The organism is Pantoea rwandensis, assembly GCF_000759475.1.
Taxonomy (GTDB): domain Bacteria; phylum Pseudomonadota; class Gammaproteobacteria; order Enterobacterales; family Enterobacteriaceae; genus Pantoea; species Pantoea rwandensis_B.
In genome coordinates this window covers 2,096,817-2,116,260 of record NZ_CP009454.1, presented here as the reverse complement: position 1 = coordinate 2,116,260, position 19,444 = coordinate 2,096,817, and the positions used below count along the sequence as shown (strand labels likewise).

Below are 19,444 nucleotides of genomic sequence, written 5' to 3'. Positions count from 1 at the left end.
AGTTTGAGCCTTTTTTAGCCATCGAAAAAATCTTGCAATAGATTCAGCATTTACGGGCTGGCAAGCTTATCCCAGGCGATTTATGGTAAAGGTCTCACTCTCAACGGGAAATCTAACCATGCGCATTCTGGTTGTCGGCGCCGGAGCCACCGGCGGGTATTTCGGTGCACGTCTGGCGCAAGCAGGACGTGATGTGACTTTTCTGGTGCGCGAGCGCCGTTTTCAGCAACTGCAGCAAAACGGCCTGGTGCTAAAAACTCCGGGCGGCACAGAAGTGATTCAGCCGCAGCTGGCGCAAACCGGCAAGCTTACAGGCCAGTTTGATCTGATCATTCTGACGGTGAAAAGCTTCGGGCTCGATCAGGCTATCGCGGATATCGCACCCGCCGTCGGGCCAGAAACCCTGATCATGCCGATCCTCAACGGCATGCGGCATATCGATACGCTGCGCGCGCGCTTTGGCGACAAGGTGATTGGCGGCCTGTGCAAAATCAACGCCACGCTGGGTGAACAAGGTGAAGTGGTGCAGATGACGCCACTGCATACCCTCTACTACGGTGCACTCGATGGGCACAATGATGCACGTCTGCAACGTGTCGATGAGACGTTGAACATCGCGCAATTCGATACGGTCTTTGCTGACAACATCATCAGCGAATTGTGGGAGAAGTGGCTGCTGCTAAGCACCTTAGGGGCGGTGTGCTGCATCGCGCGGGGTAATACCCAGCAGGTGTTGCGGTCTCAAGGTGGTGAAGCCTTATTGCAGGGGATTTTTACTGAAGTGCTTTCAGTGATTGCTGCTGACGGCTATCAGGAACGGCCAGCGGTCACGGCAAAGATTTATGAGACGCTGAATAATCCACAGGTGGCGATGACCTCTTCAATGTATCGCGATTTAACCCAGGGTTATGAGATTGAGGCGGATCAGGTGATTGGTGATCTGCTGGTGCGAGGCGCACGCAGTGGCGTGGTGACGCCGTTGTTGAATGCGGTGTATGTGAATTTGCAGGTGTATTTACAGCATCGCAGCGCATAGTTGCGCCACGTTAACCGCTGCGGTTTTCGGGCCAGGTGCGCATAAAAGCGCACCTTTGCGCGGTTTGTAAGGTCGCTGTTGCTGGTGACCTGATGGTTAACATCCGTCGTACAACATGCACACCCTACGGGGATTGTTGGGCCACTGTGGGTGGTGGCCTGATGTTCAAAAACGTGACTGCACGCCTTTGAGTTGCATCAAGCGCTGCCAGCCTGCTTCAACTTCATCCGGGATATCCACATGCCCGAGGAAACCTTTGCCGCGCGGACCGTAGCCGTTTTCATCATCGCGCAGGCGCTGGATCTCACCCATCAGCAGCGAGAGAAAACGCTCCATCGACCACAATCCTTGCGGCGGCGCACCGATAATGCGCAGCATACCGGCATCCATCATGACCTGCGGAACAAACACCGGCCAGCTGATAAATTCAGGCGCATCGGTGCGGTCGCGCCACTGGTAGCGGAAGGTTTCCCAGGTGCGTCGCTGCATCAGTGGATCCTGCACCAGCAGCACATGCTGCGGCTGCCACTTCTGCTCATCCAGCAGTTTTTGGCTGAAGGCGGCATTCTCACCACAGTTGCGTGAGGCGGTTTCCAGCAGCAGCTGATCGTCCGGCAGTGCGGCAAACACCCGCGCCATGTCGCCCAGCAACTCTGCTTCGCTTTTGCCTAGGGTTGAAATCTGACGATAAAGCGGATGATTAGCGATCATCTCCGCCAGTAGCACCATGGAATGACCGATACCGCCGCTGATCAGCAGAGGCAGCTGATACTTCTTCGCCAGCGCAATCACACCTTCAACGTTGGGCAGTACCGCGTGACCGGCAAGAATTGCCAAATCAACCTCGAGCGTGCCATCTGTCGGCATGTGGTCAAGCGCCAGCCAGGCCGCAAGCGTATTGATATCCTGAATCTGTTGGCTATTGAGCTGCATCGCGTTCTCCTCGCATTAACACTGGCAGTGTAGCGGCTTAACTCCGCGACAGCAGAGAAAAATTTGCTACACTCGCCGCTATCAGATTCAGGAGAGTTTATGACTGCGCGTTCCGTTACCCTCGATGATGTCGCTGCACTGGCGGGGGTTTCCTACCAGACCGTCTCCCGTGTGCTCAACCATTCCGTGCAGGTTTCGCCACGCACGCGCGCCAAAGTCGAAGCCGCGATGCAACAGCTGAACTATGTGCCCAACCGCGTGGCACAGCAGCTGGCAGGAAAAGCCACGCGCACGCTGGGGCTGGCAACCAGCGATCTGGCATTGATGGCCCCGGCACAGATTGCCTCTGCGATCCATGAACGTGCCGCCGCACAGGGTTACCATCTGGTTATCGCCATGGCGAATACGGCCGGAAATGCCCAGGACACAGTGAATGAACTGCTGGCACAGCGCGTTGATGCGCTACTCATCAACCTGCCGCTCGATGCTGAACAGGCGGCACAGGTGCAGCAGCAGTGCGGCAGCAAGCCTGTGCTGTTTCTCGATGTTGAACAACATGCTGCTGTCAGCCAGTGCCAGTATCAGAGTGAATCGGGTGCGCAGCAGGCAGTAGAGCATCTCATCGCGCTGGGCCACCAGCAGATTGGCGTGCTGAATGGGCCTGAAAGTTCGGCTTCGGCGCGGGCGCGCTTCACTGCATGGCAACGGGCGTTATCGTCACACCAGTTGCAGCCGATATGCGTACTGCATGGCGACTGGAGCGCGGCATCCGGATATCAGGCGCTATTGCAGTTGCTGCCGGATCGCCTGCCACAGGCACTGCTGGTGGCGAACGATCAGATGGCGCTTGGGGCGATGCGTGCACTGCACCAACACGGCGTGAAGATTCCTGGAGAGATGTCGATTATTGGTTATGACGACACTGCCGAGAGTGCGTGGTATCAGCCGCCGCTCACCACCGTGCGTCAGGATTTGCAGCAGTTGGGGGCGGTATCTGTGGACCGCTTGTTGGCGGAACTGGCCGGAGAAGCGGTACAGCCTCTGCCGCTGGTAACCGAGCTGGTATTGCGCGAAACAACAGCTGCGCCGACGCAAGGCGATGTGGATATGGCGGAGATCGCCGTTCAGTTGCAGGTATTAGCGCGACAATTAAAACCCAAAGCCTGACCAGGTTAAAGCAGTACAGGCTAATACGCATGCCACGGCAGGCAATGCGTGGCGGAAGCCGTTGCGCTGCAAAAAATTTGGGACCTTACGGTCCCAACATTTTTACTGCGGCTTTGGTTCACCCATCGCTTTCAACTTCTTCGACAGCTCGCGACGCTCTTTCGACAAGTCAGCATTTTTGATGATGTACTCATCGACGCGGTCTTCATAGTCCACACGCATGGATGCAATGATTTCCTGAATCGCCTCAACGCTCATGCCTGGTTTGATGTACTCGCTCAGGTTGTCCAGCAGCAACACACGTTTCTGGTTATCACGGACTTTCTTCTCGTTATCCACGATTTCGCGCTGCAGTTTGTTTTTACGACGAAACATACGTACAAACTCCAGCACGTCCTGAAATGATTGCTTGGCATTTTCCATGTTGGCACCTTTCTTTGAGCCTGCCGCGGCAGGCGGAATAGTCATACACCCTAGATAGTTCAAGGCGCAGGAAGGCAGCAAATGAACACATCACCGCGAGCTTACATCAGTAAGTGACCGGGGTGTGTGAATGTAGCTAACGCACCTGCGTCTTGAAGTATGACGGGTGAGCTACAGCTTAGCGGCTTGCTAGCTGAGTTCGCAATTTTCACAGCTAATTTCGGACAGGCACTTATCTTAGCGCAAAGAAAGGGTGATTCACATTAAGTCATTGCCTGAGAAAACTATTTGCGCAGTGCCAGACGGACCAAGTCCGTAATGCGCTCCAGTTGACGCGCCTGTTCCAGACTCAACCACACGTAGCCATAGATCGCCGTGGTCTCTAAGCGCCCACTGCGGTTGGCAATCAACTGCTCCAGCTCCTGGGTGATCTCTTCCAACTCATGGCTGTTGGCGATCACGCCTTCCGTCTCCCCTTTCACCATCAATGTGGCCAGCGCGTTCAACGTGTCTTCAGTCATTTTCTGACTGCGGCGCAGCGTCGGGGCATTGAGCAGTAACAGGTGGCTTTCACGTGATGACCACCATGCATCAATTTGCATCTGCATCGTGTTAACCATATTACGGTTGATGGTCTGAATCGCTTCAAACACCGATTTAGGAATACGCGTCTCTTTGCTGGCCGGTTCCAGCAGCGCGCGCATCTTAATGACGCTGGTCAGCTGTTTCTGGAATGGTTTGTTTAGTCGGGGTTTTTCCAGCAGGTTAGCGGAAAAGCCGGTGTGATGCAGTTTCGCCATCGCCAGAAATGAATCAGACAGCTGAATGCGCCAGTGTGTGTAGGCGCGCTGAGCGAGAATCGCACTAAACAGCAGCGCCATAATCGAACCCAGGATTACATCGCCGCCACGCCACAGCGCCACGGTGAAGTCACCGGCCGGTGCACCCACTACCACGCCGAGCGTGATACCAATCAGCAGCGCCATATAAGGATGTTTACCGAGCGTCAGATAGCCGCAAATAATCATCACCACGAAGCACCATGACAGCATCATCGGCAGCGAGATCAGCTCCAGCTTCAGAGCAATCAAACCCGATGCCAGCCCGGCAAAAGTGCCGCTGATACGTTGGATCACACGCGGAAACACATTGCCCCAGGTCGAGATCGGCCCCATCACGACTACCAGGGTGATCAGTGGCCAGGTTCCCTCTGGAATATCCGTCAAACGCACAAATAGAAAACAGAGCACGAAGGCAATAGCGATGCGCACGCCGTGCACAGCGCGATAGTGGCGGTAGAACCAGAACTCAATGGCAGAGATGGGTTTGTCGGCGCGTAACATGGTGGTCCGGAAACGATAAAAATTTGCGCGCTATGTTACCCTGGCACGGCACGAACATTGAGTGCTGCGCAGCACTATTTCCGCTCTTTTTTTACGATTCAACAAGTGCGCTACATCTTATTTTCTCTTATGAAACATCGAGGTAACGCACTGATGATATTAGTCGGCTGAACGTACTGGAATGTACATGTCCACCAGCCAGTCGCCACTGTCGGAGCCGTCGGACAGGTAGTGTTCGAAGCAAGGGCGGTTATCCACCTGCCAGTCGGTTTGCGTCTTGAGGTGATCAAACAGACTGTGCCAGGCGGTGAAGAAATCGTTATTCATCACTTCCATGCGCGCATGAAAATATGGCCCACCGGGCAGCAATCCTTGCTCGATGTCGTCGCCATAGGAGGGCACTGCATCAGCAGGCGCGGTGATCACCGTTTCAACCCGCAGTTCTTCCGGCGGCAGAACTTCAGGATTGCCGTAATAGATGGCCAGCCACTCGCCTGTCATGCCATGCTGCTCGACCCAGCTTTTAAGCTGGTTAAACCCACGCGGCACGGTTTCCTGCCACGGCCCATGTAGATGGTAGCCCAGCCAGCTTTGAGGATTGCGTTCAACGATAGATGCTTTCATACCTTTGCCTCCGTTCAGCAGCAGAAAGCTTCACTGTTTCACTCCCATGCTGTTGTGCCATGGGAGTAACTCAGCTATCCGCTGCGGATTACAATTTCTGTTTTACGTAGTCACTGATACGCGTGATGATGCCGGCTTTATCCACACCTTGTAAGGCATACAGCGGATAGCTCGCCAACTGCTTATCTTTATCCATCACCTGGATCTCACCCACCTGCTCACCGGCTTTCAGCGGTGCTTCCAGGTCTTTACGCTCAATCACATATTTCGCCATGACGTTTGAAACTTCGGTGCGCGGCAGAGACAGATAAATATCCTGAGTGGTGCCGACATCCACTTTGTGCGGATTGCCGTACCAGACGTTTTCGGTGCCGATTTTCTTACCTGCATGGAACAGTTGCACGGTATCGAAGTTGTTCTGGCCCCACACCAGCAATTTACGCGCCTGCTCTTCACGCCCTTTCGAGCTCTTACCGCCCATGATCACCGCAATCAGGCGATGGCGACCAACAATGTTCGATGCGATGATGTTGAAACCTGCCGTTTCAGTATGGCCTGTTTTCATGCCATCAACGTGAAGGTTTTGATCCCATAACAAACCGTTACGGTTATTTTGCGTAATCCCGTTCCAGCTCAGGGTTTTCTCCGCGTACATGGCGTAGAAATCCTGCTCACCATTGATGATGGCACGCGACAGCACCGCCAAATCACGCGCGGTGGTGTGCTGGCCGGGTGCATCCAGGCCGTGCACGGTTTCAAAATGGGTATGCGTCAGACCGAGTTTTTGTACGTAGTTGTTCATCATATTGACGAAGCTGTCCTGACTGCCCGCCACATAATCCGCCAGCGCCACACAGGCGTCGTTGCCGGAGTCGATGATTACGCCACGCATCAGATCGCGTACCGTCACTTTGTCGCCGGGCTTGAGGAACATCAGTGAGGAGCCTTTGAACACCGGATTACCTGCAGCCCAGGCATCCTTACCGACAGTGACCACATCATCACGGGTGATTTTTTTCTGATCAACCGCGCGATCCACCACGTAGCCGGTCATCAGCTTGGTGAGGCTGGCCGGGTTACGCTCTTCATCGGGATTGCCGGCAGTGAGGATCTGGCCCGTGGTGGCGTCCATTAACACCCACGAAGCCGCATCGATCGGCGGAGGTGTCATTGGGAATGGCATGCTGTCATCAGCGTGTGCCAGTGATGCCCAAACAATCATTCCAGATACAGTTACCAGCAGACGCCTTTTCAACACTTCTTCCTCAAATCAAAAAATGAATTTACCGCCGCACGTTTTACGGCAATTAGCGCTTGGATAGTTGAATAAATTGAAAAAAAGTATGAACTGCGGACAAATGCTGTGCGCCTGCCCGCAGCAGCGGTAAACAAGGTTGTGCTGCCTGCTGCACACGACTATTCTGTGCGTTGATTTTCTATTGCCAGGATACTGCCGTGCCCGCCTCTGAGTTCACCTTCTTGTTCCACGATTACGAGACCTTCGGTAAGAGTCCCTCACTGGATCGTCCGGCGCAGTTTGCTGGGTTGCGCACCGATAAAGAGTTCAACGCCGTAGGTGAACCGCAGGTGTTTTACTGCCAGCCAGCCGATGACTACTTGCCCCAGCCAGAAGCGGTGATGATCACCGGCATCACGCCACAGGTCGCTAAAGCGCGCGGCGTAACAGAGACGGCATTTGCTGAACGAATTCATGGGCTGTTTACCGAGCCACAAACCTGTGTGATTGGTTACAACAACGTGCGCTTCGATGATGAAGTGACGCGCAATATCTTCTATCGTAATTTCTTCGATCCTTACGGCTGGAGCTGGCAGAACGGCAATTCGCGTTGGGATCTGCTGGATGTAATGCGCGCCTGTTATGCCCTGCGCCCGGAAGGCATTATCTGGCCTGAAAACGATGACGGCTTCCCCAGTTTCAAACTGGAGCATCTCACCAAAGCCAATGGCGTGGCGCACGAACAGGCGCACGATGCGATGTCGGATGTGTATGCCGCACTGGCGATGGCGAAACTGGTGAAAGAGAAGCAGCCGAAGCTGTTCGAGTTTCTGTTTACCCATCGCAACAAGCAGAAACTGATGAACCTGATTGATATTCCGCAGATGAAGCCTTTGGTGCACGTCTCCGGCATGTTCGGTGCGGCACGTGGCAACACCAGTTGGGTCGTTCCGCTGGCATGGCATCCGGATAATCGCAATGCGCTGATTGTGGTGGATCTGGCGGGTGATATGTCGCCGCTGCTGGAACTGGATGCGGATGAACTGCGCGAGCGGTTGTATACCAAACAGAGTGAGTTAGGAGACCGCGCAGCAGTGCCGATTAAGCTGGTGCACATTAATAAATGCCCGGTGTTAGCCCCGGCGAATACCTTACGCCCTGAAGATGCTGCACGCCTGAATATTGATCGTGAGCGCTGTCTGGCGAACCTGGCGCTGCTGCGTCAGCATGCCGAAGTGCGTGAGAAAGCAGTGACGCTGTTTGCTGAAGCGGAGCCGTTCAAACCTTCCGATGATGTCGATGCGCAACTGTATGACGGCTTCTTTAGCGATGCGGATCGTGCGGCAATGAACATTGTGCGTCAGACGCCGCCGCAGAATCTACCGGCACTGGATTTGACCTTCGACGATAAACGTATTGCGAAACTGTTGTTCCGCTATCGTGCGCGTAACTTCCCCGGCACGCTGGATGATCACGAGCAGCAGCGTTGGTTGCAGCATCGCCGTGAAGCACTTAATGCCGATCGCGTGCAGGCGTTCCTGTTAGAGCTGGAGTCGTTAGCGAGCTTGCATGAGGATAATGCGGAGAAGATGGCGCAGCTGAAAGCGTTGTATTTGTATGCGCAGGAGTTGGTGTCTTAAAGGTTGCCAGGTGGGTATCAATGCGTCATCTGCCCAGCAAGAGCGCATAAATGCGTTATTCGAATCAGTGCATCATGCGACAGGTATGCATAAATGCTTCATTCGAATCGGCGCACCATTCGACCCGGTACGCATTTATGCGTACCGGGTTAAATACGCACTCATTGACTTAAGTAAGCGGCATTACGCCATTTATGACGACCGCTTAATACCTTAAATCATCCCCCACACCATCCAGGTCAGCGCAAAACCACTTAACCCCATCAATGTGGTGAGTACGGTCCAGGTCTTTAGGCCATCGGCGACTGACAGCCCCAGATAACGCGTTACCACCCAGAAACCAGCATCGTTAACGTGGGACAAGCCCAGGCCACCGAAGCACGCCGCCAATGTGACCAGCACGCGCTGCATATCGGTCACATCGCCCACCGCCTGACTCAACAAGCCGCTGGTGGTCAAAATCGCCACCGTGGCAGAACCCTGAGACGCACGCAGTGCCAGTGACAAGATAAAAGCAGCGGGCACCAGAGGCAGATGCAGGGTTTCCAGCGTCACCGCCAGGGCTTTACCCACACCGGATTCCACCAGCACTTTACCGAATGCACCGCCCGCACCGGCGACCAGAATCACGCTGGCTGAACTGGGAATCGCGCGTCCAGTTAAGTCTTCCAGCTTCTCTTTACTCCAGCCGCGACGCACGCCCAGCAGCCATGCCGCCAGTGCCAGCGCAATCAGCGGATTGCCAATCACCGTCATCACGTCACGCAGAATGCTGCCTTCCGCTAGCATGGTGTGCGCCAGCGTACCCAACACGATCAGCACAATCGGCACGACAATCAGACCCGCAATGGTCATCGCACCCGGTGGTGGCACTTCGCTTTTTGGCGTGCCTTCCGGTTTTGCCAGCTGCAACTGCTCAAGTACATCCACTGAGAGATGGTATTGACGCAGGTTCATCGCTTTTGCCACATAGTAACCGACGATACCCACCGGAATAGAAATCAGGATACCGAGCATCATTAACCAGCCCATGTCGGTATGCAGAATACCGGCTGCGGCTGCTGCGCCTGGGTGTGTCGGCAACGCTACGTGCACGGTCAACATCACGCCCGCCATCGGTAAACCGAATTTCAGCGGTGAGACGCGTGCCACTTTGGTAAAGCCGTAAATCAGCGGGATCACAATGATAAAGCCGACTTCAAAGAATACCGGAATACCCAGGATGAATGCCGCCATGGTCAGGGCTGCGACGGTGCGCTTGATACCCAGCGACTTACTGAAGCGCTGCGCCAGTGATTCGGCACCGCCCGAGGCTTCAATCACTGCGCCGAGCATCGCCCCCAACACGATGATAATGGTGATATGACCCAGCAGGTTGCCCATGCCGCTAAAGATGGTTTCCATAATCTTATCAGCCGGAATCCCGGTACTGATGGCGACGATCAGACTGACAATCAGTAAAGCAACAAACGGATGGACTTTGGCTTTTATCACCAGCAGCAGCAATATCACAATGCTGGCTGTCGCAATAGCGAGCAGTAACGCGGTAGACATGATAAACCTCTAATTATATTAGTATATTTTGGGTACAGCTTTCTCTGGTATTGACGGCTTCAGGCAATTTTTCCCCGCACAGGGCGTAAAGGCCCTGTGCAGGTCGGTACAAAAAAGTTATTTTGCGTACGGTGCGAACCAGCCGAGGCCCGCTTCGGTGCGACCGCGTGGGAAGTATTCGCAGCCGACCCAACCGTCGTAGCCCACTTCATCCAGCAGGTTAAACAGGTACGGATAGTTGATCTCGCCTTCGTCTGGTTCGTGACGATGCGGCGCAGAAGCGATCTGAATATGGCGATAACGCCCGGCGTACTCGCGAATCAGATGACTGAGGTTGCCGTCTACCAATTGCGCATGGAACAGATCCAACTGCGTAAACACGTTAGGACGATCGATCCGTTCCATCATTGCCAGCGTTTGATACTGGCTGGAGTAGAGGTAATTCGGTTTCGTCACTGGATTGAGCGCTTCCAGCAGCAGGCGAATACCGTGTGGCGCAAAACGCTCAGCAGCGTAGTGCATATTACGCACGAAGGTCTCTTGGTATGCAGCGTGGTCGGCACCTTCAGGCACCGTTGCCGCCATCACATGCACCTGTGGGCAGTTGAGCGCCAGCGCATATTCCAGCGCACGATCGATATCGGCACGCGCTTCGTCTTCACGTCCTGGAATTGCCGACACGCCCCACTCACCCGCCTGCACATTCCCGGCAGCCGTGTTGAACAGCACCAGCTCCAGTTGATGTTTCTCCAGCTCAGCGTTGATCACCTCAGCCGGATAGTCGTACGGGAACAGGAACTCCACCGCACGGAAACCGGCGTTAGCCGCTGCGGCAAAGCGTTCAATAAAGGGTAATTCGCCGAACTGCGTAGATAAATTGGCTGCAAACTTAGGCATCAGTAATTCCTCAATTCCGCCACTTCGCTATCGGTAAGATAGCGAATTGAGCGGTCGCCGAGCGTGAACATCAGACGCGCGGTCTCTTCCAGTTCTTCAGTGTTATTGGCCGCTTCTCGCAACGATTTTCCGACCACCACTGGACCGTGATTGGCCAGCAGAAAAGCGTTGTAACGTGGCGCGAGCTGCGCAAGATCTTCGGCCAGGCGATCGTCACCCGGTTTGTAATACGGCACCACGGGCACATCGCCCACGCGCATCACCACATAGGGCGTGAACGGGCGAATGCAGTTTTCGCTGTCGAGATCGTTGAGGCACGAAAGCGCGGTCAGATAGTGACTGTGCAGGTGCACCACCGCTTTGCAGGCGGGATTGTTCAGATAAAGCGCGCGGTGAAACGCCACTTCCTTAGAAGGCTTGTCACCGGAAATCCACTCGCCCTGCATCGTCACTTTTGACAGGCGGTCGGCCTGCAATTCGCCAAGGCAAGAACCGGTGGGTGTCGCCAGCAGATTGCCATCTTCCAGCAACAGTGAAAGATTGCCGGCTGAACCGGTGGCGTATCCGCGCTGGAAGAAGGACGCGCCCAGTTGCACCATCTCTTCGCGTGCTTGTTGTTCGGTCATGCTGAAAACTCCGTTTGTGCGCGGGCAAAGAATTGTTCGTCACCAAAGTTGCCCGACTTCAGGGCCAGCGATAGCGGCTGCTGGATGTCGCGCACCCACGGCACCCCAGGGGAGATCATCGGGCCGATATGGAACGCCGTTACGCCCAGGCTCTGTGCCACCACGCCAGAGGTTTCACCCCCGGCGACGATAAAACGCTGCCAGCCGCGTGATTTCAGCTCACGGGTGACGGCGGCAAACAAGTGCTCAACCGCTTCGCTGCTGCGTGCTGCGCCATATTGCTGCTGGATTGCCTGCAATTGCTGTGCATCCGCGGTGGCAAACAGCAGTGGTGCCAAAGGCTGCTCGTTATTCGCTGCCACCCAATCACACAGCTCCTGCGCGTAACCTTGCGCATCGTCGAGGCAGCGCTCTACCAACACCTCGTGCGATGGCGCTTGCTGGCGATAGGCCTGCACCTGACGATTGGTCATCTGCGAGCAAGAGCCAGAAATCACCACTGCACGTTCGCCTTGTGGACGACCCGCTTGCTCGGCATCGCTGTTTTGCTGCTGGGTGGCCCAGGCGCGTGCGATACCAATCGCCAGACCTGAACCGCCGGTGACCAGTACTGTCTCTTTCAGGGCTTCACCTTGTGTCAACAGATGCTGTTCGTTGAGTGCATCCAGCACCACATAGTTGATGCCCTGTGCTTTCAGCACATTCAGCTGTTCACGCACCTCTGCAGCGCCTTTATCCAACTGTGCAGCATTGATCACCGCCGCCTGCCCTTTCGCCTGGCGTGTCATCAGACGCACCAGATTGCTGTCGGTCATTGGTGTCACCGGATGATGACGCATGCCCGATTCAGACAGCAGCTGGTCGGCAACAAACAGATAGCCCTGATACACCGTGCGGCCATTCACTGGCAGCGCTGGGGAGATCACCGTCTGCGTTTCCCCCAGTGCGGCCAGCAGTGCATCGGTCACCGGGCCGATATTGCCGTGTTCGGTGCTGTCGAAGGTCGAGCAGTATTTGAAATAGAATCGATCGCAGCCTTGCTGTTGCAGCCAGGCGAGCGCCGCCAGTGACTGATCAATCGCCTGCTTCGCCGGGCAAGAGCGTGACTTCAGGCTAATGACAATCGCCTGCGCGCTCACATCGTCATGACTTTGAGGCACGCCGTTGAACTGAATCGTGGGCAAACCGTTTTGCACCAGGAAGCTGGCGATGTCCGTTGCACCGGTAAAGTCGTCTGCAATCACGCCTAAACGCATGGTTACTTCTCCTTCGACGCTGGCAGCGTGATGCCGCTGAAAATCTTGATGACTGCGCTGTCGTCTTCGCGGCCGTGGCCTGCATTACTCGCTTCGGTAAACATGTTGAGTGCGGTGGAAGCGAGCGGCAGCGGGAAATGCAACGATTTTGCCGTATCGGCGACCAGGTTAAGATCTTTCACAAAGATATCGACGGCGGATTTCGGTGAGTAGTCACCGTCCACCACATGACGCATGCGGTTCTCAAACATCCACGAGTTACCCGCGGCGTTGGTGACCACGTCGTACATGGTGTCGAGTGGGATGCCTGCGCGCGCAGCCAGCGCCATCGCTTCAGCGCCTACCGCAATATGAACACCCGCCAGCAGCTGGTGAATGATTTTCACCGTTGATCCCAGGCCAATTTCGCTGCCCACGCGATACACTTTGGCGGCAACCGCATCCAGTACCGGCTTCAGCAGGGCAAAGGCTTTATCGCTGCCGGACGCCATCACGGTCATCTCGCCGACCGCCGCTTTTGCTGCGCCGCCTGAGACCGGCGCATCCAGCATCAGCAGTTGATGTTGCGCCAGCTGCTGTTCAATCGCCTGGGCATCCTGCGAAGAAATGGTAGAAGAGACCATCACTACGGTGCCCGGCTTGAGTTGTGCCGCCAGACCGGTTTCGCCAAACAGAATCGCTTTGACCTGCGCAGCGTTGACCACCAGCAGCAGCACGGCATCTAACTCTGCGGCGAAGCTGGCAGCGGAAGTCTGTGCATCGCGCGCACCCGCCTGACGCAGGGTTTCTAGCGCCTGCGGATTTAAATCAACGCCCCAGGTGTTCAATCCAGCGCGAATACAGGACTGCGCTGCGCCCATGCCCATGGAACCCAAACCAATGACGCCAATGTTATTCACGGTTGCTGACACAGCACACCTCCGCTGTTAATTTAAGTGATATTTTGTTCAATGGTGTTAATTCTGCCGCAGTTACTGGCGGAGAAACGTGCGGTAAATCACAAAAATTAACTTACACGCACAACGTATAACATCGATTCACACCCCTGCATCCCCACGGGAACGCCCAGTATGGCGGGGTATTTGCTAACATTTCTCTGGGATAATTTGTGCTGCAGGCTGTGAATTGATGCCTTACAATGTGAAAAATTGGTAATTCAGGGAGATCGATGTGATTCCGGTAGAACGTCATCAACAAATTTTAGCGCTGGTTGCCGAACGCGGCGTGGTGAGCATTGTCGAGCTAACCGAGCGCTTGGGCGTTTCACACATGACCATTCGTCGCGATGTGCAGAAGCTGGAAGAGCAAGGTGCCGTGCTGTCGGTATCGGGTGGCGTGCGCTCGGCCGATCGACTGGCGGCCGAGCCATCACATCTGGCGAAAACCAGCATGTACAGCAGTGAAAAGATGGCGATTGGTCAGTTTGCCGCGCGCCACATCCCACGCAACAGCTGCATTTATCTCGATGCAGGCACCACGACGCTGGCGCTGGCCCGTGAGTTAGTCGAGCGCGACGATTTGCTGGTGGTCACCAATGATTTCGTGATCGCCCGTTTATTAATGGAGAGCAGCGGCTGCAAACTGATTCACACTGGCGGCACCGTATGCCGTGAGAATCGTTCCAGCGTGGGTGAAGCGGCGGCGAGAAGTCTGCGCATGCTGGCGATTGATATCGCGTTTATTTCTGCCTCCTGCTGGGGGCCACGTGGGTTGTTTACACCGGATGAAGATAAGGTGCCAGTCAAGCTGGCGGCCAGCGATGTCAGCAGTAAACGCGTGCTGCTGAGCGACAGTTCGAAATACAACAAGATTGCCACGCATCTGGCGTTGCCGCTGGAGCGCTTTGATACCCTGGTGACCGATTCAGAATTAAGTAAAGCGGGACGTGAAACGCTGAGTGCGGGGAGTTGGGAGTTGGTGCTGGCGGGTTGAATGTGCCGGGATAAAAGCAAAAGGTCGCCAATATGGCGACCTTTTGCATACAACATGAAGTCTTTATCCGCTACGCATTGCGCAGCGAAAATTACACTTCCTCGCTGAACTGCGGAACCGGATTGCGGAAGGTGCGAGTAACAAACGCCAGGTAAATAATACCGACCGCTGCCCACACCAGGCCGAGTACCATCGAGGTCTCTTCCAGGTTGATCCACAAGGCACCCACTGTTAAAGCACCCATCACTGGTAACACCAGATAGTTGAGGTGATCTTTCAGCGTCTTGTTACGCTTTTCACGGATCCAGAACTGCGCAATCACTGAGAGGTTGACGAAGGTGAATGCCACCAGCGCACCGAAGTTAATCAGCGCAGTCGCCGTGACCAGGTCGAAGTTAATCGCCAGCAGTGCCACAGCGCCTACCAACAGCACGTTCAGTGATGGCGTGCGGTATTTCGGATGCACGAAGCCAAAGAAACGCTGCGGGAACACGCCATCACGGCCCATCACGTACATCAGACGAGAAACGCCTGCGTGTGCGGCCATACCAGACGCCAGCACGGTGACCACAGAGAAAATCAGGATGCCAATCTGCAGCGCTTTACCCGCTACAAACAGCATGATTTCAGGCTGTGAAGAGTCCGGATTCTGGAAACGCGAGATGTCCGGGAAGTACAACTGCAGGAAGTAAGACACACCGATAAAGATCACACCACCGATCAGCGCGGTCAGGAAAATCGCGCGCGGGATGGTACGTTCTGCATCTTTGGTCTCTTCTGACAGCGAACTGATGCCATCAAAGCCGAGGAACGAGAAGCACAGAATTGTCGCACCGGTAATCATCGGCACTACGTGAGCATTCTCAGACCAGAAAGGCTTGCTGCTGGTCAGGGTTCCTGCGCCAACACCGTGCGCCACACCGTAAACCACCATGCCGGTAATCACCACCATCACGACCACTTGCAGCACGACGATCACGCTGTTGAAGTTGGCAACGGTTTTGATACCACGGAGGTTAGAGATGGTCATAAAGGCCACCAGCAACACCACGAAAATCCACGATGGAATGCCCGGCACCAGCGTCTCAAAGTAGCTTTTCGCCAGCAGGATGTTGATCATCGGCATGAACAAATAGTCCAGCAGTGATGACCAGCCCACCATAAAGCCGACATGCGGACTGATAGCCTTCTGAGCATAGGTGTAAGCGGAGCCCGCAGATGGGAAGCGGCGTACCAGCTTGCCGTAGCTCACGGCAGTAAACAGTATCGCGATCAGCGCGAAAGCATAAGCGGTGGCGACGTGGCCGTCGGTCAATCCAGAGACGATACCGAAAGTATCAAACAGGGTCATTGGCTGCATATACGCCAGGCCCATCATGACAACCGGGATCAGAGTCAGGGATTTTTTCAGGTGTGCACGCTGTGGTGCGGAGGTGTTAAGCGACATTGTTCAGGCCCCCAACAGAGGTGATCTGCGGGATACTGCGCAACGTGCTGCAGTGAGAAGTGATATTAGTGTTTGCGATTGTCGCCGCGCCGTAATCATCACGAAAGCGAGAACCAGCTTGCGCTGGTGCAATTGTAAACAGCCCCATCTTTGTTTTCCTCAAATCTCACGCCCAAGCGTGTTGTCAGTATCTATCTATCCGGATGCATGTCCGGCCTCGGTAATTTGTGTGTGTACTGCTATCTGCAAAAAAATAACCGACGGTATAAGCGTCGGTTATGTTTCGTATTTTGCAGGGGACGTATTCTGCCCCAACTTATGCCATCGGCACAAGACGTTAGCGAAATTCTTCTGCAGGTCAGGCGTTCTTCAGCATCCAGTCAATTTCCGTGGCGGTGATAAGGCGTTCAAACTGCATTAACTCGTTCTGTTTGCAGCTGTGCCACACACCGCTGAAATGCTCGCCCAGCAGTTTTTGCAGTGGGTAGCTATTTTCAAATTCATACAGCGCATCACTCTGGCGGACCGGTAATGGCAGCCCTTCCGCCTCATGTCCATTGCCCTGCACTGCATGCGGTAAAGGTAGCTGATTATCCAGGCCGTGCAAAATACCGGCAAGAATTGTTGACACTACCAGGTAAGGATTTGCATCCGCGCCGGCTACACGATACTCCACGCGATGGTTATCCACATCGCCACAGGGAATGCGTAGAGCAACGGTGCGATTGTTGTGTCCCCATGAAGCCTGCAAGGGCACGTAAGCCTCAGGCAAGAAGCGGCGATAAGCGTTCACGTTCGGTGCCAGCAGCGCCATTGAAGCGGGCATTAAATCGATCATCCCGGCTAACGCGCGTTTTAACAGCGGCGAGTCGCTGCCGTCGTCGAGTGAGAAAGCGTTGTGATCGGCGGCGTCCAGCATGCTGATGTGCACATGCATGCCACTGCCCGCATACTCCTCATAGGGCTTGGCCATAAAGGTCGCCGTCATGCCGTGATTTTCCGCCACCTGGCGCACCAGACGTTTGAGCAAAATGGCATGATCGCAGGCTTTTAATACATCACGAGTGTGATGCAGATTGATCTCAAACTGGCCCGGCGAAGCTTCCGCCAGCGCGCCATCAGCAGGAATGCCCTGCTGTTTTGCAATATCGTCGATTTCACGCAAAACATCCGCAAAGTGGTCGAGATTATCGACCGAATAAACCTGACTCTGCATATTGCGTTCGTCGCTGCCCGGTGCACAGGGTGGCTGGATATAGCCTTCCGCATCGCGCTTTTTATCCACCAGATAGAACTCCAGCTCTACCGCTACCACCGGGAATAGCCCTCGATTGCGCAGTTGCTGCCACAAGCGGTTGAGGACATTGCGGGGTTCAACGTCAAAGGGAGTGCCATCTTGGTTACACATCGTGAGCAGCAGTTGCGCAATGCGTTCAGGATCGGCGGCAGAGGGAATTAAGGTTCCGGGAACCGGGATGCAGAGGTTGTCGGGTTCACCCAGGGACTGTCCGAGTCCGGCTTCTTCGACGGTATTACCGAGGATATCCATGGCGAAAACCGAGGCCGGGAAGTAACACCCTTTTTCCAGTTTTGCCAATGCAGCGATGGGAATGCGCTTTCCGCGAAATACCCCATTTAAATCATTCAGAAGAATATCGACATACTGCGTTTCAGGATGGCGTTCCAGCCAGGTTTTGACCTCCAGCTGGAACGCGCTTGTTCGTTTCTCTTCACTGTGCCGCGTGAAGTCTTCTACTTCTACGAGGTTCGTCATGTTCCCACCCGCCCTTTACCGTTTAGTATTGGTTCGCGCAATGCTCAAAATAACAGCCACTCCTCTAACATAGCGCTAACGCAAAAAGTGTGCAAATGTAACAAATCTGTTGGAAGAACGAACAGACGGTTGCTAGATTGACAATATATTGCACACTTTTTAGGCCGGACGCGCAAAAACGGTGAAAATATTGAACAGCAACGCGGAGACGTTATGGGCATTATTTTTGACAAACCCTTGATTGGCGTAGTGATGTGTCAGAACCACATCGGCAGCCATCTCGGACAGACAGTTCACAATAAGTATCTCGATGCCATCGTGCTTGCCGGTGGTGTTCCCTTGCCTTTGCCGCATCAACTGATGCACGCCCCTTATCTATTAGAAAACAGTATGACGCTGCTGGACGGCATTTTACTCACCGGCAGCCCGAGCAATATTGAGCCCTGGCATTATGGCGAAGAGGGTAAAGAAGAACATGCCGATCCGGCACGCGATCGCCTCGCATTTGGTCTGATCACTCATGCAATCGGTAAAAAAATGCCGATATTGGGTATTTGTCGGGGCTTGCAGGAGTTGGTGGTGGCCAACGGGGGTTCCCTGCATCGCCAGCTGCACATGACGCACCAGTTTCAGGAACATCGTGAGGATGATGCGCTGCCGCTCGAACAGCAATACGCGCCGGTGCATGAAGTGCAGCCTGAAGCGGAAGGTTTATTGAGCAAGCTGCTGGGCAGCGCGCAATCCTTTGCCGTGAACTCTCTGCATGGACAAGGTATCCGCGAACCCGGCCCGCAGTTGCGTATTGAAGCACGTGCGCCTGATGGGCTGATTGAAGCAGTGAGTTTGCGTCAGCACCCGTTTGCACTTGCGGTGCAGTGGCATCCGGAGTGGCACTCCGATCAAGACCCGGTTTCGCAACGCCTGTTTGCGGCTTTTATCCACGCAGCTGTCTGTTATCACAAGGAAAAACAGCCATGAATGATGCCACTCTGGCGCCCGGAAGACGTTTATCGCAAATCCGGCAGGAGATGGGATTGTCTCAGCGTCGCGTCGCTGAGTTGTCAGGACTCACACACAGTGCCATTAGCACCATTGAGCAGGACAAAGTCAGCCCAGCGCTGAGTACCTTGCAGAAATTGCTGAAAGTGTACGGCTTGTCGTTGTCAGAATTTTTTTCGGAACCCAAGGTGAACAGCACGCCGCGCGTTATTGTCCGTCCGGAAGAGTGCGTGGAGATCGGCAGCCTCGGCGTGTCGTTGCGTCTGGTGGAGAACGGCGCTGAAAAACGTGCGCTGGCGATGCTGATTGAACGCTACGAACCGGGTTCCAGCACCGGAGAGAAACTGCGTCACCCTGGCGAGGAGACCGGCACGGTGCTGGAAGGGGAAATCACGCTGGTAGTCAATGGTCAGAGTTATCACCTTTATAGTGGCGAGAGTTATGTGATCGATACCGGCTTGCCGCACAGTTTTACCAATACGTCTGAGCTGCCGTGTCGCATCGTCAGTGCGCACACCCCAGCGAATTTCTGAGTTCACGCGCTAAAGGAGGATGT

Annotated in this window: 18 protein-coding genes; 6 read left to right on the top strand and 12 right to left on the bottom strand. The window is 54.7% G+C overall.

The features are described 5' to 3' along the window. The first annotated feature begins 118 nt into the window (after nt 1-118). The gene (locus LH22_RS09635; RefSeq protein WP_038646067.1) at nt 119-1,036 is read left to right on the top strand and encodes a ketopantoate reductase family protein; all 918 of its coding nucleotides are present in this window, start codon (nt 119-121) and stop codon (nt 1,034-1,036) included. A gap of 165 nt (nt 1,037-1,201) precedes the next feature. Here LH22_RS09635 and LH22_RS09630 read toward each other — a convergent pair whose 3' ends face one another. Continuing rightward, nucleotides 1,202-1,969, bottom strand: a complete 768-nt coding sequence (locus LH22_RS09630; RefSeq protein WP_038646064.1) for a YdcF family protein — start codon at nt 1,967-1,969, stop codon at nt 1,202-1,204. Between the two features lie 99 nt (nt 1,970-2,068). Here LH22_RS09630 and LH22_RS09625 point away from each other — a divergent pair, with 99 nt between their 5' ends. Next, nucleotides 2,069-3,136 carry a LacI family DNA-binding transcriptional regulator gene (locus LH22_RS09625; protein WP_038646063.1) on the top strand — a complete coding sequence of 356 codons (1,068 nt, stop codon included), beginning with the start codon at nt 2,069-2,071 and terminating at the stop codon, nt 3,134-3,136. 102 nt (nt 3,137-3,238) lie between these two features. Here LH22_RS09625 and tmaR read toward each other — a convergent pair whose 3' ends face one another. The 4 genes from tmaR to dacD form a co-directional block, all read right to left on the bottom strand. Further along, on the bottom strand, nt 3,239-3,559 hold the full coding sequence (tmaR, locus tag LH22_RS09620) for a PTS system regulator TmaR (RefSeq protein ID WP_034824689.1): 321 nt from the start codon (nt 3,557-3,559) through the stop codon (nt 3,239-3,241). A gap of 284 nt (nt 3,560-3,843) precedes the next feature. Further along, a complete protein-coding gene (locus tag LH22_RS09615) occupies nt 3,844-4,902 on the bottom strand; it encodes an FUSC family protein (protein WP_034824691.1) in 1,059 nt (352 codons plus the stop codon). Between the two features lie 159 nt (nt 4,903-5,061). Continuing rightward, complete coding sequence (locus tag LH22_RS09610) at nt 5,062-5,526, bottom strand: GyrI-like domain-containing protein (RefSeq protein ID WP_038646059.1); 465 nt, start codon at nt 5,524-5,526, stop codon at nt 5,062-5,064. A gap of 88 nt (nt 5,527-5,614) precedes the next feature. Beyond that, on the bottom strand, nt 5,615-6,781 hold the full coding sequence (dacD, locus tag LH22_RS09605; RefSeq protein ID WP_200680210.1) for a serine-type D-Ala-D-Ala carboxypeptidase DacD: 1,167 nt from the start codon (nt 6,779-6,781) through the stop codon (nt 5,615-5,617). Between the two features lie 200 nt (nt 6,782-6,981). Here dacD and sbcB point away from each other — a divergent pair, with 200 nt between their 5' ends. Further along, nucleotides 6,982-8,403 carry an exodeoxyribonuclease I gene (sbcB, locus tag LH22_RS09600; RefSeq protein WP_038646053.1) on the top strand — a complete coding sequence of 474 codons (1,422 nt, stop codon included), beginning with the start codon at nt 6,982-6,984 and terminating at the stop codon, nt 8,401-8,403. 213 nt (nt 8,404-8,616) lie between these two features. Here the strand turns inward: sbcB and LH22_RS09595 are convergent, their stop codons facing one another. The 5 genes from LH22_RS09595 to ltnD all read right to left on the bottom strand — a co-directional run bounded on the left by LH22_RS09595 (nt 8,617) and on the right by ltnD (nt 13,647). Beyond that, nucleotides 8,617-9,957, bottom strand: coding sequence for a GntP family transporter (locus tag LH22_RS09595; RefSeq protein WP_038646051.1), 1,341 nt, complete (start codon nt 9,955-9,957; stop codon nt 8,617-8,619). A gap of 117 nt (nt 9,958-10,074) precedes the next feature. Then, nucleotides 10,075-10,854, bottom strand: coding sequence for an HPr family phosphocarrier protein (locus LH22_RS09590; RefSeq protein ID WP_038646048.1), 780 nt, complete (start codon nt 10,852-10,854; stop codon nt 10,075-10,077). Next, nucleotides 10,854-11,480, bottom strand: coding sequence for an aldolase (locus tag LH22_RS09585; RefSeq protein ID WP_038646045.1), 627 nt, complete (start codon nt 11,478-11,480; stop codon nt 10,854-10,856). The genes LH22_RS09590 and LH22_RS09585 overlap by 1 nt, the downstream gene beginning before the upstream one ends. Beyond that, on the bottom strand, nt 11,477-12,736 hold the full coding sequence (otnK, locus tag LH22_RS09580; protein ID WP_038646042.1) for a 3-oxo-tetronate kinase: 1,260 nt from the start codon (nt 12,734-12,736) through the stop codon (nt 11,477-11,479). The genes LH22_RS09585 and otnK overlap by 4 nt, the downstream gene beginning before the upstream one ends. A gap of 2 nt (nt 12,737-12,738) precedes the next feature. After that, entirely contained in the window at nt 12,739-13,647 is a 909-nt protein-coding gene (ltnD, locus tag LH22_RS09575; protein ID WP_038646039.1) for an L-threonate dehydrogenase, read from the bottom strand. Nucleotides 13,648-13,906: 259 nt separating this feature from the next. On the opposite strand from ltnD, the gene ygbI reads away from it, so the two are divergent. Beyond that, nucleotides 13,907-14,668 (top strand): DNA-binding transcriptional repressor YgbI, encoded by a 762-nt coding sequence (gene ygbI / locus LH22_RS09570; RefSeq protein ID WP_038646036.1) that lies wholly within the window; start codon nt 13,907-13,909, stop codon nt 14,666-14,668. A gap of 91 nt (nt 14,669-14,759) precedes the next feature. Here ygbI and LH22_RS09565 read toward each other — a convergent pair whose 3' ends face one another. Together LH22_RS09565 and LH22_RS09560 are read right to left on the bottom strand one after the other, a co-directional pair. Further along, a complete protein-coding gene (locus tag LH22_RS09565) occupies nt 14,760-16,115 on the bottom strand; it encodes an APC family permease (RefSeq protein WP_038646033.1) in 1,356 nt (451 codons plus the stop codon). Nucleotides 16,116-16,473: 358 nt separating this feature from the next. Further along, on the bottom strand, nt 16,474-17,889 hold the full coding sequence (locus tag LH22_RS09560) for a glutamine synthetase family protein (protein WP_038646030.1): 1,416 nt from the start codon (nt 17,887-17,889) through the stop codon (nt 16,474-16,476). A 213-nt stretch (nt 17,890-18,102) separates the two neighbouring features. On the opposite strand from LH22_RS09560, the gene puuD reads away from it, so the two are divergent. Then, nucleotides 18,103-18,867, top strand: coding sequence for a gamma-glutamyl-gamma-aminobutyrate hydrolase (gene puuD, locus LH22_RS09555; RefSeq protein ID WP_038646027.1), 765 nt, complete (start codon nt 18,103-18,105; stop codon nt 18,865-18,867). After that, nucleotides 18,864-19,421, top strand: a complete 558-nt coding sequence (gene puuR / locus LH22_RS09550) for an HTH-type transcriptional regulator PuuR (RefSeq protein WP_038646024.1) — start codon at nt 18,864-18,866, stop codon at nt 19,419-19,421. The genes puuD and puuR overlap by 4 nt, the downstream gene beginning before the upstream one ends. Nucleotides 19,422-19,444: the final 23 nt, after the last annotated feature.

Excerpts from the sequence above, each read along its gene's own strand:
- LH22_RS09635 (WP_038646067.1), top strand. The coding sequence starts at position 119 with ATGCGCATTCTGGTTGTCGGCGCCGGAGCCACCGGCGGGTATTTCGGT.
- LH22_RS09630 (WP_038646064.1), bottom strand. The coding sequence starts at position 1,969 with ATGCAGCTCAATAGCCAACAGATTCAGGATATCAATACGCTTGCGGCC.
- LH22_RS09625 (WP_038646063.1), top strand. The coding sequence starts at position 2,069 with ATGACTGCGCGTTCCGTTACCCTCGATGATGTCGCTGCACTGGCGGGG.
- tmaR (WP_034824689.1), bottom strand. The coding sequence starts at position 3,559 with ATGGAAAATGCCAAGCAATCATTTCAGGACGTGCTGGAGTTTGTACGT.
- LH22_RS09615 (WP_034824691.1), bottom strand. The coding sequence starts at position 4,902 with ATGTTACGCGCCGACAAACCCATCTCTGCCATTGAGTTCTGGTTCTAC.
- LH22_RS09610 (WP_038646059.1), bottom strand. The coding sequence starts at position 5,526 with ATGAAAGCATCTATCGTTGAACGCAATCCTCAAAGCTGGCTGGGCTAC.
- LH22_RS09595 (WP_038646051.1), bottom strand. The coding sequence starts at position 9,957 with ATGTCTACCGCGTTACTGCTCGCTATTGCGACAGCCAGCATTGTGATA.
- LH22_RS09590 (WP_038646048.1), bottom strand. The coding sequence starts at position 10,854 with ATGCCTAAGTTTGCAGCCAATTTATCTACGCAGTTCGGCGAATTACCC.
- LH22_RS09585 (WP_038646045.1), bottom strand. The coding sequence starts at position 11,480 with ATGACCGAACAACAAGCACGCGAAGAGATGGTGCAACTGGGCGCGTCC.
- otnK (WP_038646042.1), bottom strand. The coding sequence starts at position 12,736 with ATGCGTTTAGGCGTGATTGCAGACGACTTTACCGGTGCAACGGACATC.
- LH22_RS09565 (WP_038646033.1), bottom strand. The coding sequence starts at position 16,115 with ATGTCGCTTAACACCTCCGCACCACAGCGTGCACACCTGAAAAAATCC.
- LH22_RS09560 (WP_038646030.1), bottom strand. The coding sequence starts at position 17,889 with ATGACGAACCTCGTAGAAGTAGAAGACTTCACGCGGCACAGTGAAGAG.
- puuD (WP_038646027.1), top strand. The coding sequence starts at position 18,103 with ATGGGCATTATTTTTGACAAACCCTTGATTGGCGTAGTGATGTGTCAG.
- puuR (WP_038646024.1), top strand. The coding sequence starts at position 18,864 with ATGAATGATGCCACTCTGGCGCCCGGAAGACGTTTATCGCAAATCCGG.